The organism is Enterobacter cloacae complex sp. IR5428 (assembly GCF_049238585.1).
GTDB lineage: Bacteria > Pseudomonadota > Gammaproteobacteria > Enterobacterales > Enterobacteriaceae > Enterobacter > Enterobacter intestinihominis.
In genome coordinates, this window is sequence record NZ_JBMKHV010000016.1 from 36769 (window position 1) to 49999 (window position 13231).

Sequence of the window (13231 nt, forward strand, 5' to 3'; positions counted from 1 at the left end):
TACCCGGACTATGGTTCGAGCCGTTGTAGGCCCGGTAAGGCGTAGCCGCCACCGGGCAACAAAACTACCTGAAACTCACGTTCTCACCCGCCTGCGCGGTTGCCGCCTGCTCCAGCAGATCCCAGAACGTTTCGCCGCTGCGGTCGCAGATCCACTCGTCACCTTTTAGATCAAAGTGATAACCGCCCTGTTTCGCCGCCAGCCACACCTGGTGAAGCGGCTCCTGACGGTTAATAATAATCTTGCTGCCGTTTTCGAAGCTTAAGGTCAGGATCCCGCCGTTGATTTCACAATCGATATCGCTGTCGCCGTCCCACTCGTCGATACGCTCTTCGATGGTCATCCACAGGGTATCGGCAAGGCGATGAAATTCACTGTCGTTCATGGTTTTATTCCTGTTTTTCGTGATGGCGGCAGTATAACGCTAAATAATTCCCGTTGCAGGAAAGCGGCAAACTCTTGCTTTTGTGTCTTCTCCTGCGATGATAGAAACAGATTTGAACTTACGGGCAACCTCTACATGAAAAACGTCTTTCGAACGCTTGCCGTTCTTGTCACTCTGTTTAGCCTGACCGGCTGTGGACTGAAGGGACCACTGTACTTCCCGCCAGAGGATAAAAACGCACCACCGCCGACAAAACCAGTGCAAAGTGGTATCGAGTCATCTACGCCGGATACCAACGATCGCGGCAATAACGGCGGCCCGACTCAGGTCAATCTCTGACGATTACGTTCTGTACCCGCGCAATGGAGCAAATGATGCAGTTCTCTAAAATGCATGGCCTTGGCAACGACTTTATGGTCGTCGACGCGGTAACGCAGAATGTCTTTTTCTCCCCGGAACTGATCCGTCGTCTGGCGGATCGGCACGTGGGCGTGGGGTTTGACCAGCTGCTGGTGGTGGAACCGCCTTACGATCCTGACCTGGACTTCCACTATCGCATTTTTAACGCCGACGGCAGCGAAGTTTCCCAGTGCGGCAATGGCGCACGCTGTTTTGCCCGCTTTGTTCGGCTGAAAGGGCTGACCAACAAGCGCGATATCCGCGTCAGCACCGCCAATGGCCGGATGGTGCTCAGCGTCACCGACGACGAACTGGTGCGCGTGAACATGGGCGAGCCGAACTTCGAACCCTCTGCCGTGCCGTTTCGCGCCAACAAAGCGGAAAAGACCTATATTATGCGTGCCGCCGAGCAGACAGTATTGTGCGGCGTCGTCTCGATGGGTAACCCGCACTGCGTGATTCAGGTAGATGATGTGCAAACCGCGGCGGTTGAAACGCTCGGCCCGGTGCTGGAAAGCCACGAGCGCTTCCCGGAGCGGGCGAACATCGGTTTCATGCAGGTGGTGAAGCGTGAACACATTCGCCTGCGGGTTTACGAGCGCGGCGCGGGCGAAACCCAGGCCTGCGGAAGCGGTGCCTGTGCGGCGGTGGCCGTCGGTATCTCGCAGGGGTTACTGGCGGAAGAGGTTCGCGTGGAATTACCGGGCGGGCGTCTTGATATCGCCTGGAAAGGAGCGGGTCATCCACTGTACATGACTGGCCCGGCGACACATGTTTATGACGGGTTTATCCATCTATGAAGCAACCAGGGGAAGAACTGCGGGAACCTGTAACGGAGCTGGATGACAGCGCTGTTGTGGATTACCTGCTGCACAATCCTGAGTTTTTTATCCGCAATGCACGCGTCGTCGAAAGGATGCGCGTGCCGCATCCGGTTCGCGAGACCGTGTCGCTGGTTGAATGGCACATGGCGCGCTCGCGCAACCACATCAATCAGCTCGAAGAGAACATGACGCTGCTGATGGAGCAGGCCAGCAATAACGAAAGCCTGTTCTATCGTCTTCTGCACCTTCAGGCGCGTCTGGCTTCCGCGCACAGTCTCGAAGAGTTCCTCAACCGCTTCCACCGCTGGGCGCGCGAGCTGGGGCTGGCAGGCGCGACGATCCGTCTCTTTCCCGACCGCTGGCGCATTGGCGCGCCGTCCGGGTTTACCCATCTGGCGCTGAGCCGTCAGGCGTTTGAGCCGCTGCGCATTCAGCGTCTGGGCCATGAGCACCACTATCTGGGGCCGCTTAACGGGCCAGAACTGCTGGTGGTGCTGCCAGAAGCCAAAGCTATCGGCTCGGTGGCGATGTCGCTGATGGGGCGCGATGGTGACCTGGGTGTGATGTTATTTACCAGCCGCGACGCGCATCATTATGAACAGGGGCAGGGCACGCAACTGTTGCAGGAGATCGCCCTGATGCTGCCTGAGCTGCTGGAGCGCTGGATTGAGCGCGTATGACGGACGGACTGCTCGCCACTGACGTCACCCGTTTTCTGCGCTATCTTGGCGTAGAACGCCAGCTTAGCCCTATTACGCTGCTCAACTATCAGCGTCAGCTTGATGCCATCATGCAGATTGCCGATGAAATCGGTCTTAAAAGCTGGCAACAATGTGACGCCGCCACGGTTCGCGGCTTCGTTGTGCGTAGCCGTAAAAAAAACTTAAGCCCGGCGAGCCTGGCGCTCCGGCTCTCTGCCCTGCGCAGTTTCTTCGACTGGCTGGTCAGCCAGGGCGGTCTGAAAGCCAACCCGGCAAAAGGGATCGCCACGCCAAAGGCCCCGCGTCATCTGCCGAAAAATATCGACGTCGACGACGTAAACCGCCTGCTGGATATCGATCTTAACGATCCGCTGGCCGTGCGCGACCGCGCGATGCTGGAGGTGATGTACGGCGCGGGCCTGCGTCTCTCTGAGCTGGTGAACCTCGACTTAAAGCACCTCGATCTGGAATCTGGCGAAGTGTGGGTGATGGGCAAGGGCAGCAAAGAGCGCCGCCTGCCGATCGGCCGCAATGCGGTCTCCTGGATTGAGCACTGGCTGGATCTGCGCGGTCTGTTTGGCGCGGAAGAGGATGCGCTGTTCCTGTCGAAGCTCGGCAAGCGGATCTCGGCGCGTAACGTGCAGAAGCGCTTTGCGGAGTGGGGCATTAAGCAGGGGCTGAACAGCCACGTTCACCCGCATAAGCTGCGCCACTCTTTTGCGACGCACATGCTGGAATCAAGCGGCGACCTGCGCGGCGTACAGGAGCTGCTTGGTCACGCGAATCTGTCGACCACCCAAATCTATACCCACTTAGACTTCCAACACCTTGCCTCGGTGTATGACGCGGCGCATCCACGCGCCAAACGGGGGAAATAATGCGTTTTTACCGCCCACTCGGTCAGATCTCAGCCCTGACGTTTGATCTTGATGACACCCTTTACGACAACCGCCCAGTGATCCTGCGTACCGAGCAGGAGTCGCTGGCGTTTGTGCAAAACTACCATCCTGCGCTGAAAGCGATCCAGAACAAAGAGTTCCAGAAGCTGCGTCAGTCCCTGCGGGAAACCGAGCCGGAAATTTACCATGACGTGACCGAATGGCGCCGCCGTGCGGTTGAGCAGGCGATGCTCAATGCCGGCCTGAGCGCGCAGGACGCGGCCATGGGTGCCGAAGCGGCCATGGAAAATTTCGCCAAATGGCGCAGCCGAATCGACGTGCCGCAGGAGACCCACGACACGCTGGCGAAGCTCGCCGAAAAGTGGCCGCTGGTCGCCATTACCAACGGCAACGCTCAGCCTGAACTGTTTGGTCTGGGGAACTATTTTCAGTTCGTGCTGCGCGCGGGCCCGCACGGACGCTCGAAGCCGTTCAACGATATGTATCATCTGGCGGCGGAAAAACTGGATTTGCCGCTCGGTGAGATCCTGCACGTGGGCGACGACCTGACCACGGACGTCGCCGGGGCGATCCGCTGCGGCATGCAGGCCTGCTGGATCAAGCCGGAAAATGCCGATCTGATGACTACCCCGGATAGCCGTCTTCTGCCGCACGTGGAAATTTCACGGTTGGCATCCCTCACGACGCTGATATAATCATCAATTGTTCTGTATAAATTAACAGGGTTTTGGCGAATGGAAACATTTGCCCGCCCGACATGACGTGACGGTGCCAATGGACGTTTCTTACCTGCTCGACAGCCTTAATGACAAACAGCGTGACGCGGTTGCCGCCTCGCGTACAAACCTGCTGGTACTGGCTGGAGCGGGCAGTGGTAAGACGCGCGTGCTGGTTCACCGTATCGCCTGGCTACAGAGCGTGGAGAACTGCTCGCCGTACTCGATTATGGCCGTGACGTTCACCAACAAGGCGGCGGCGGAGATGCGCCACCGTATCGCACAGCTGATGGGCACCAGCCAGGGCGGCATGTGGGTTGGCACCTTCCACGGCCTGGCGCACCGTCTGCTGCGCGCGCACCATATGGACGCTAACCTGCCGCAGGATTTCCAGATCCTCGACAGCGAAGACCAGCTGCGCTTACTGAAACGTCTGATCAAGGCGATGAACCTCGACGAGAAGCAGTGGCCGCCGCGTCAGGCGATGTGGTACATCAACGGTCAGAAAGACGAAGGGCTGCGTCCACACCACATTCAAAGCTTCGGTAACCCGGTTGAGCAGACCTGGCAGAACGTCTACAAGGCCTATCAGGAAGCGTGCGATCGCGCCGGTCTGGTGGATTTCGCCGAACTGCTGCTGCGCGCCCACGAGCTGTGGCTCAACAAACCACATATCCTGCAACACTACCGTGAACGCTTCACCAACATTTTGGTGGACGAATTCCAGGATACCAACAACATTCAGTACGCGTGGATCCGCCTGCTGGCCGGGGATACCGGCAAGGTGATGATCGTGGGCGATGACGACCAGTCTATCTACGGCTGGCGCGGCGCGCAGGTGGAGAACATCCAGCGCTTTCTCAACGATTTCCCCGGCGCGCAAACCATCCGTTTGGAGCAGAACTACCGTTCTACCAGCAACATACTGAGCGCGGCCAACGCCCTGATTGAGAACAACAACGGGCGACTGGGTAAAAAGCTGTGGACCGATGGCGTCGACGGCGAACCGATTTCGATTTACTGCGCCTTCAACGAGCTCGACGAAGCCCGCTTCGTGGTGAACCGCATTAAAACCTGGCAGGAGAACGGCGGTGCGCTGGAGCAGTGTGCCATTCTCTATCGCAGCAACGCCCAGTCGCGCGTGCTGGAAGAGGCGCTGTTACAGGTGAGCATGCCGTACCGCATTTATGGCGGTATGCGCTTCTTCGAACGTCAGGAGATCAAAGATGCGCTCTCGTATTTGCGTCTGATTGCCAACCGTAACGACGATGCGGCGTTTGAGCGCGTGGTGAACACGCCGACGCGCGGCATCGGCGATCGTACGCTGGACGTGGTGCGTCAGGCCTCGCGCGATCGTCAGCTCACGCTATGGCAGGCATGCCGCGAGCTGTTACAGGAAAAAGCCCTCGCCGGACGCGCCGCCAGCGCATTGCAGCGCTTCCTGGAGTTAATCGACGCGCTGGCGCAGGAAACGGCCGACATGCCGCTGCACGTCCAGACCGACCGGGTGATCAAAGATTCCGGCCTGCGCACCATGTACGAGCAGGAAAAAGGCGAGAAGGGCCAGACCCGTATTGAGAACTTAGAGGAGCTGGTGACGGCAACGCGCCAGTTCAGCTACAACGAAGAAGACGAAGACCTGATGCCGTTGCAGGCATTCCTCTCTCACGCCGCGCTGGAGGCGGGTGAAGGGCAGGCCGATACCTGGCAGGATGCGGTTCAGCTGATGACCCTGCACTCCGCGAAAGGTCTGGAGTTCCCGCAGGTGTTCATCGTCGGGATGGAAGAGGGGATGTTCCCGAGCCAGATGTCGCTGGATGAAGGCGGGCGTCTGGAAGAGGAGCGTCGTCTGGCCTACGTGGGTGTGACCCGTGCGATGCAGAAACTGACCCTGACCTACGCGGAAACCCGCCGCCTGTACGGGAAAGAGGTGTATCACCGTCCGTCGCGCTTTATCGGCGAACTGCCGGAAGAGTGTGTGGAAGAGGTGCGCCTGCGCGCCAGCATCAGCCGTCCGGTCAGTCATCAGCGTATGGGCTCGCCAATCTCGGAAACCGATACCGGTTACAAGCTGGGCCAGCGCGTGCGCCACTCGAAGTTTGGCGAAGGCACCATCGTCAATCTGGAAGGCAGCGGCGAGCACAGCCGTTTGCAGGTCGCGTTCCAGGGGCAGGGGATCAAATGGCTGGTGGCAGCCTATGCCAAGCTGGAAAGTGTGTAACTTTCAGAAAAATATCACTATTTTGTAATAATCTGCTAGCCTCATACGTTGAAGGTCAATTAATGCCCTTCAGCGTTCCGTTGCGTGTTGACGCCACAGTTATTGCTGGCGTAACATGCGCGCACGATTACGCTAAGAGGACATTCGCCTTGGACACACCCAGTAGATACTGGCTCAATTCCCTGTCATCCAGGAACAACTCCTAAGGCTATCTCCTCTTGCTGATGGCCTTAGTGGTTGTCAGCGACTGCATCATTCCCGTCGCGCTGAGTCAGGCTGTTTAATGGTCTGAAACCCAATTTGTTTCTGTGTGCCCACCGAACTGTCCGATATTTTTTGCATTGGGAGTCCCGGTCATGTTGAGCGCATTTCAACTCGAAAATAACCGACTGACTCGGCTTGAAGCCGAAGAGTCACAGCCCCTCATTGATGCCGTATGGGTGGATCTGGTCGAGCCGGACGACGATGAGCGCCTTCGCGTACAATCTGAACTGGGGCAAAGCCTGGCGACACGCCCGGAACTGGAAGACATCGAAGCATCCGCCCGTTTTTTTGAAGACGAAGACGGCCTGCACATTCACTCCTTCTTCTTCTTCGAAGATGCCGAAGACCACGCGGGGAACTCCACCGTGGCGTTTACCATCCGCGATGGCCGCCTGTTCACCCTGCGCGAGCGCGAACTGCCTGCGTTTCGTCTCTACCGCATGCGCGCCCGCAGCCAGGCGATGATGGACGGTAACGCCTATGAGCTGCTGCTGGATCTGTTCGAAACCAAAATCGAACAGCTGGCGGATGAAATCGAAAACATCTACAGCGACCTGGAAAAGCTGAGCCGCGTGATCATGGAAGGCCATCAGGGCGATGAGTACGACGAAGCGTTGTCCACGCTTGCAGAGCTGGAAGATATCGGCTGGAAGGTGCGTTTGTGTCTGATGGATACCCAGCGCGCGCTGAACTTCCTGGTTCGCAAGGCGCGTCTGCCGGGCGGTCAGCTGGAGCAGGCGCGTGAGATCTTACGCGATATTGAATCCCTGCTACCGCACAACGAATCCCTGTTCCAGAAGGTCAACTTCCTGATGCAGGCGGCAATGGGCTTTATCAACATCGAGCAGAACCGCATCATCAAGATCTTCTCGGTGGTTTCCGTGGTGTTCCTGCCGCCGACGCTGGTGGCATCCAGCTACGGGATGAACTTTGAGTTTATGCCGGAGCTGAAGTGGAGCTTTGGCTACCCGGGGGCGATTATCTTTATGATCCTCGCCGGGCTGGCGCCGTACCTGTACTTCAAGCGGAAGAACTGGTTGTAAAAATCAGGCGGGTGGCGCTGCGCTTACCCGCCCTACAAAGCACCTAAATTCCTCTGCGAGTCCTGCGCTGGGTATAAATTGCATCCGCAACGAAAATCGCCAGCGCCACCCAGATAAAGGCAAACGTCACCATCTTATCCGCACCCGGCACCTCGCCGTAAAACACCACCGCCAGCAGGAACATCAGCGTCGGGCCGATGTACTGGAAGAAGCCAAGCGTCGAGAGACGCAGACGCGTTGCCGCGCCGGTGAAGCACAGCAGGGGAATCGTCGTGACCACGCCCGCCGCCATCAGCATCAGGTTCAGCGACCATGGGTTGCTGCCCATGTGGCTGGTGGCGCTGTCGGCAATACCGAACAGGTAGATCGCCGCGACAGGCAGCAGCCACAGGGTTTCAAACAGCATTCCCGTCTGCGCTTCCACGGCGATTTTTTTACGCACCAGGCCGTAGAAGGCAAAGCTGAACGCCAGCCCCAGGGCGATAACCGGCAGTGAGCCGAAGGTCCACAGCTGTACCAGCACGCCGCAGAAGGCCAGAATCACTGCCACCCACTGCATCCGGCGGAAACGTTCGCCGAGGAAAATCATCCCCAGCACGATGTTCACCAGCGGGTTAATGAAGTACCCCAGGCTCGCTTCGAGCATGTGATGGTTATTCACCGCCCAGATAAACAGCAGCCAGTTTCCGCCAATCAGCACCGCAGAGAGGGCAAGCAGGAAGACCTTTTTCGGGGTTTTCAGTAGCGTTTTGACGCCTGACCACTGACGGCTGATGCTCATCAGCGCGATCATAAAGAAAAACGACCAGATGACGCGGTGAGTGAGGATCTCGTCCGCCGGGACATAGGCGATAAGCTTGAAGTACGCCGGTGCGATACCCCAAATAAAATAAGCGGCAAGGGCGAGTAAAACGCCCTGCCGCGTCTGTTTAGCATCCATCGGGAAAATCCGTTACAAAAAAGTGAAGTAATTTTACCCGAATTTGCCGTCTCAACCCACCATATAAGTGGCGGTTGCGCTGGCGATATAAACCTGCTCCTCGTTATGCAGCTCAACGCGGGCGACGGCAACTTTATTCCCGGCGCGCAGCAGGCTGCTGGTGCAGGTGAAGCGGTTTCCGCGTCCCGGACGCAGATAGTCGACGCGTAAATCTATGGTGCCCATGCGCGACAGGCGCTGGCGTAACTCATCTTCGTTGATGGTGTCATGGCGCGTCAGCGTGCTGCCCACGCACACCAGACCGGCCGCCACGTCCAGCGCAGAGGCAATCACCCCGCCGTGCAAAATGCTTTGCGCCCAGTTACCGACCATCATTGGCTGATTATTGAAACTCAGCTGAGCGAAGTCTTTTTCGTATCGCTCCAGCTCAAGACCCAGTGCACGGTTGAATGGCATGTGATACACAAAAATCTCGCCCACGAGCTTTAAGGTTTCTTCGGCGGTGAGTGTGGCTGACATCTGACGTGGCATCCTTGTTGTTAACAAAATGTTGATTTTATGCTTCAGGATAAAGGAATGCCACTTTAAGAAACGAGGAAGCGGAAGTTATCGCAGAAGTCTGTAGAATGCCCGGACAAAACTATTCATTAAATGTCACAATTTCAGGAGAACACCACCGATGCGGACGTATCTGGGTTGGTTACTGGCGGCGGTTGCGCTGCCCCTCACAGCATATGCGCAGGAAGCGACGATCAAAGAAGTGCATGATAAACCTGCCGTTCAGGGCAGCATCATCGCCAATATGCTTCAGGAGCATGACAATCCGTTCACGCTCTACCCCTATGACACAAACTACGTGATCTATACCCAGACCAGCGATCTCAACAAAGAGGCGATAAGCTCCTATAACTGGTCTGACAATGCGCGTAAAGATGAGGTGAAGTTCCAGCTCAGCCTGGCCTTCCCGTTATGGCGCGGCATCCTGGGGCCGAACTCGGTGCTTGGTGCATCTTACACGCAGAAGTCATGGTGGCAGCTCTCCAACAGCGGGGAATCTTCACCGTTCCGCGAAACCAACTATGAACCGCAGCTGTTCCTCGGTTTCGCCACTGATTATGAGTTTGCAGGCTGGACGCTGCGAGACGTGGAGGTGGGCTATAACCACGATTCCAACGGTCGTTCCGACCCAACCTCACGCAGCTGGAATCGCGTTTATACGCGTCTGATGGCGCAGAACGGCAATTTCATGGTGGAAGTGAAGCCGTGGTACGTGGTGGGCAGCACCGATGACAACCCTGATATCACCAAATACATGGGCTATTATCAGCTTAAAGTGGGCTATCAGCTGGGTGACGCGGTGCTGAGCGCCAAAGGGCAGTACAACTGGAATACCGGCTACGGCGGCGCAGAGCTGGGCCTGAGCTACCCGGTGACGAAACACGTTCGTCTCTATACCCAGGTGTATAGCGGTTATGGCGAATCGCTGATCGACTATAACTTCAACCAGACCCGCGTTGGTGTGGGCGTCATGCTGAACGATATTTTCTAAGCTGCTCGAATGTTTTTGCGTTAAACGTTGAAGTTTCTCTCTCAGGCGCTGAAAATAGCGCCTGTTTCATTTCTGGCATATGGGGTTAACGTGGCGCAGGCGGAAGTATTGAATCAGGAATCGCTGGCTAAACAGGTTTTGCATGAAACCTTTGGCTACCAGCAGTTCCGTCCTGGCCAGGAAACCATCATTGAAACCGTGCTGGAAGGCCGCGATTGCCTGGTGGTCATGCCGACCGGCGGCGGAAAATCGCTCTGCTATCAGGTGCCCGCGCTGGTACTTAATGGCCTGACGGTTGTGGTCTCCCCCCTTATTTCCCTGATGAAAGACCAGGTCGACCAGCTGCTTGCCAACGGCGTGGCGGCGGCCTGTCTTAACTCGACGCAAACCCGCGAGCAGCAGCAAGAGGTGATGGCCGGGTGCCGCACCGGGCAGATCCGCCTGCTGTATATCGCGCCAGAGCGCCTGATGCTGGACAACTTCCTCGATCACCTGGCGCACTGGAACCCGGTGCTGCTGGCGGTGGATGAAGCGCACTGTATCTCCCAGTGGGGGCACGATTTCCGCCCGGAATATGCCGCCCTCGGCCAGCTGCGTCAGCGCTTCACTGAGCTGCCGTTTATGGCGCTTACCGCCACGGCGGATGACACCACGCGTCAGGATATCGTTCGCCTGCTGGGGCTGAAAGACCCCTATATTCAGGTCAGCAGCTTCGACCGGCCGAACATCCGCTATATGCTGATGGAAAAGTTCAAGCCGCTGGATCAGCTCCTGCGCTACGTGCAGGAGCAGCGCGGCAAGTCCGGCATCATCTACTGCAACAGCCGCGCGAAGGTGGAAGACACCGCTGCGCGTCTGCAAAATCGCGGCTTTAGCGCGGCGGCATACCATGCCGGGTTAGAAAACCACATCCGCGCCGACGTACAGGAAAAATTCCAGCGCGACGACCTGCAAATCGTGGTCGCAACGGTGGCGTTCGGGATGGGGATCAACAAGCCCAACGTGCGCTTTGTGGTGCACTTTGATATCCCGCGCAATATCGAATCCTATTATCAGGAAACCGGCCGCGCCGGGCGTGATGGCCTGCCTGCGGAAGCGATGCTGTTTTACGATCCGGCGGATATGGCGTGGCTGCGCCGCTGTCTCGAGGAGAAACCGCAGGGGCAGTTGCAGGATATCGAACGCCACAAGCTTAACGCGATGGGTGCCTTCGCCGAAGCGCAAACCTGCCGCCGTCTGGTGCTGCTCAACTACTTTGGTGAAGGGCGTCAGGCGCCGTGCGGCAACTGCGATATCTGCCTCGACCCGCCGAAGCAGTACGACGGTCTGATGGATGCGCGCAAAGCGCTCTCGACTATCGGACGCGTGAACCAGCGCTTTGGGATGGGCTACGTCGTCGAAGTGCTGCGTGGGGCTAACAACCAGCGTATCCGCGACATGGGGCACGACAAGCTGCCGGTTTACGGCATCGGGAAAGACCAGAGCCACGAGCACTGGGTAAGCATCATCCGCCAGCTGATCCATCTCGGCTTTGCCACGCAAAATATTGCCCAGCACTCTGCGCTTCAGCTTACCGAAGCGGCGCGACCGGTCCTGCGCGGTGAGGTTGAACTGAAGCTCGCCGTTCCGCGCGTCGTCGCCCTGAAGCCGCGCGTGATGCAGAAATCCTACGGCGGCAACTACGATCGCAAGCTGTTCGCCAAGCTGCGCAAGCTGCGTAAAGCCATTGCCGATGAAGAGAACATCCCGCCATACGTGGTGTTCAATGACGCGACGCTGATCGAGATGGCCGAGCAAATGCCACTCAGCGCCAGCGAGATGCTCAGCGTCAACGGCGTCGGCACGCGCAAACTGGAGCGCTTTGGTAAAGAGTTTATGGCGCTTATCCGTTCCCACGCTGATGGTGAGGATGAGGAGTAGTCAGCCGGGCGAAAAAGTGCCAGGATGATGACTCACTACATTATTTCCCCGCGAGCTAATTATGTTAATGCTATTTCTCACCGTGGCGTTAGTGCACATCGTTGCGCTGATGAGCCCTGGCCCTGACTTCTTCTTCGTGTCACAAACGGCCGTCAGCCGCTCCCGCAAAGAGGCGATGATGGGTGTGCTCGGTATCACCATGGGCGTTATGGTCTGGGCGGCGGTTGCGCTGCTTGGTCTGAACCTGATCCTGGCGAAAATGGCGTGGCTGCATAACATCATCATGGTTGGCGGCGGTCTGTACCTGTGCTGGATGGGCTACCAGATGCTGCGCGGGGCGCTGAAGAAAGAAGAGAAAAAGCCGGAAGAGCCAAAGGTTGAGCTGGCAACGGGCGGCCGTAGCTTTGTGAAAGGGCTGCTGACTAACCTGGCGAACCCGAAAGCGATTATTTACTTCGGCTCTGTGTTCTCGCTGTTTGTGGGGGATAACGTCGGTGCGGGCGCGCGCTGGGGGATCTTCCTGCTAATCGTTGTTGAGACGTTCGCCTGGTTTACCGTTGTGGCAAGCCTGTTTGCTTTACCGGCGATGCGTCGCGGCTACCAGCGCATCGCGAAGTGGATCGACGGCTTTGCCGGCGCACTGTTCGCCGGCTTCGGCATTCATCTCATCATTTCTCGCTAAGCATGACGCGCTGACGCAAGCAGCGCGCCAACCAGCATAAACAGCGAACCAAAGACTTTGTTCAGGGCCTTCATTTGTTTAGGCCCTTTGATCCATGCCGCAATTCGCTGCGCCAGCGTCGCGTAACCAATCATCACAATGATATCGACAATTATGGTGGTCGCGCCCAGCACCACGTACTGCATCACCTGGGGCTGATGCGGCACGATAAACTGCGGGAACAGGGCGGCGAGGAACACAATGCTTTTCGGGTTGGTCAGGTTAACGAATACCGCGCGCTTAAACAGGTGGCCGCGTGTTTGTGTCCGGGAGAGCGTATGCAGATCAATCGAGCCTGCGGCGCGCCACTGTTGAATACCCAGCCAGATAAGATACGCTGCGCCAGCCCATTTCAGCACCTCGAAGGCCAGCACCGAACGGGAGAACAGCGTGCCCAGACCAATCCCCACCAGCACAATGTGAATGCCAAGCCCTGTCTGTAAACCGGCAATTGACGCCGCCGCGCCGCGATAGCCGTGATTAATGGAGGTGGTCATGGTGTTGATTGCGCCCGAGCCAGGTGAAAGGCTGAGGATGATGGATGTCAGCAGGTAAGCGAACCACCACTCGAAGGTCATTTGAAACTCCCGGATCGTCTGTTTTTATGCCACAATACGCTATTGTTGAGTCATTTTGTGACCGGTGACGA

Annotated in this window: 15 protein-coding genes; 11 read left to right on the forward strand and 4 right to left on the reverse strand. The window is 57.5% G+C overall.

Annotated features, from left to right (window positions below; all coding sequences use genetic code 11):
* Positions 1-64 precede the first annotated feature (64 nt).
* The gene (cyaY, locus tag ACOTXC_RS19390; RefSeq protein ID WP_032626549.1) at positions 65-385 is read right to left on the reverse strand and encodes an iron donor protein CyaY; all 321 of its coding nucleotides are present in this window, start codon (positions 383-385) and stop codon (positions 65-67) included.
* Between the two features lie 135 nt (positions 386-520).
* On the opposite strand from cyaY, the gene lptM reads away from it, so the two are divergent.
* From lptM to corA, 8 genes are all read left to right on the forward strand, one after another.
* Positions 521-724 carry an LPS translocon maturation chaperone LptM gene (lptM, locus tag ACOTXC_RS19395; protein WP_006812373.1) on the forward strand — a complete coding sequence of 68 codons (204 nt, stop codon included), beginning with the start codon at positions 521-523 and terminating at the stop codon, positions 722-724.
* A 35-nt stretch (positions 725-759) separates the two neighbouring features.
* Positions 760-1584, forward strand: a complete 825-nt coding sequence (dapF, locus tag ACOTXC_RS19400; RefSeq protein WP_022646661.1) for a diaminopimelate epimerase — start codon at positions 760-762, stop codon at positions 1582-1584.
* Positions 1581-2288, forward strand: a complete 708-nt coding sequence (locus ACOTXC_RS19405; protein WP_023295731.1) for a DUF484 domain-containing protein — start codon at positions 1581-1583, stop codon at positions 2286-2288. Before dapF ends, ACOTXC_RS19405 begins: the two co-directional genes overlap by 4 nt.
* Positions 2285-3187: a tyrosine recombinase XerC gene (xerC, locus tag ACOTXC_RS19410; protein ID WP_022646663.1), complete on the forward strand. Its 903-nt coding sequence runs from the start codon at positions 2285-2287 to the stop codon at positions 3185-3187. The genes ACOTXC_RS19405 and xerC overlap by 4 nt, the downstream gene beginning before the upstream one ends.
* Entirely contained in the window at positions 3187-3903 is a 717-nt protein-coding gene (gene yigB / locus ACOTXC_RS19415) for a 5-amino-6-(5-phospho-D-ribitylamino)uracil phosphatase YigB (RefSeq protein WP_022646664.1), read from the forward strand. The genes xerC and yigB overlap by 1 nt, the downstream gene beginning before the upstream one ends.
* Positions 3904-3982: 79 nt before the next feature.
* Positions 3983-6145 carry a DNA helicase II gene (gene uvrD / locus ACOTXC_RS19420; RefSeq protein WP_017383586.1) on the forward strand — a complete coding sequence of 721 codons (2163 nt, stop codon included), beginning with the start codon at positions 3983-3985 and terminating at the stop codon, positions 6143-6145.
* 149 nt (positions 6146-6294) lie between these two features.
* Positions 6295-6351 carry a YsgD/CorL family protein gene (gene ysgD, locus ACOTXC_RS19425; RefSeq protein WP_212743980.1) on the forward strand — a complete coding sequence of 19 codons (57 nt, stop codon included), beginning with the start codon at positions 6295-6297 and terminating at the stop codon, positions 6349-6351.
* 150 nt (positions 6352-6501) lie between these two features.
* Positions 6502-7452, forward strand: coding sequence for a magnesium/cobalt transporter CorA (gene corA / locus ACOTXC_RS19430; RefSeq protein ID WP_003860807.1), 951 nt, complete (start codon positions 6502-6504; stop codon positions 7450-7452).
* A gap of 43 nt (positions 7453-7495) precedes the next feature.
* On the opposite strand, the gene rarD is transcribed toward corA, so the two are convergent.
* Together rarD and yigI are read right to left on the reverse strand one after the other, a co-directional pair.
* Positions 7496-8392, reverse strand: a complete 897-nt coding sequence (gene rarD, locus ACOTXC_RS19435; protein WP_032622061.1) for an EamA family transporter RarD — start codon at positions 8390-8392, stop codon at positions 7496-7498.
* A 51-nt stretch (positions 8393-8443) separates the two neighbouring features.
* Positions 8444-8911, reverse strand: a complete 468-nt coding sequence (gene yigI / locus ACOTXC_RS19440) for an acyl-CoA thioesterase YigI (RefSeq protein WP_006812366.1) — start codon at positions 8909-8911, stop codon at positions 8444-8446.
* 160 nt (positions 8912-9071) lie between these two features.
* Between yigI and pldA the strand changes: the two genes are divergently transcribed.
* The 3 genes from pldA to rhtC all read left to right on the forward strand — a co-directional run bounded on the left by pldA (position 9072) and on the right by rhtC (position 12543).
* Complete coding sequence (gene pldA, locus ACOTXC_RS19445; protein ID WP_022646666.1) at positions 9072-9941, forward strand: phospholipase A; 870 nt, start codon at positions 9072-9074, stop codon at positions 9939-9941.
* A gap of 90 nt (positions 9942-10031) precedes the next feature.
* Positions 10032-11861, forward strand: coding sequence for an ATP-dependent DNA helicase RecQ (recQ, locus tag ACOTXC_RS19450; RefSeq protein ID WP_421767912.1), 1830 nt, complete (start codon positions 10032-10034; stop codon positions 11859-11861).
* A gap of 61 nt (positions 11862-11922) precedes the next feature.
* Positions 11923-12543 carry a threonine export protein RhtC gene (gene rhtC / locus ACOTXC_RS19455; protein ID WP_006179256.1) on the forward strand — a complete coding sequence of 207 codons (621 nt, stop codon included), beginning with the start codon at positions 11923-11925 and terminating at the stop codon, positions 12541-12543.
* Here the strand turns inward: rhtC and rhtB are convergent.
* Positions 12540-13160: a homoserine/homoserine lactone efflux protein gene (gene rhtB, locus ACOTXC_RS19460; RefSeq protein ID WP_006812363.1), complete on the reverse strand. Its 621-nt coding sequence runs from the start codon at positions 13158-13160 to the stop codon at positions 12540-12542. The two genes, rhtC and rhtB, sit on opposite strands and share 4 nt — an antisense overlap.
* Positions 13161-13231 lie beyond the last annotated feature (71 nt).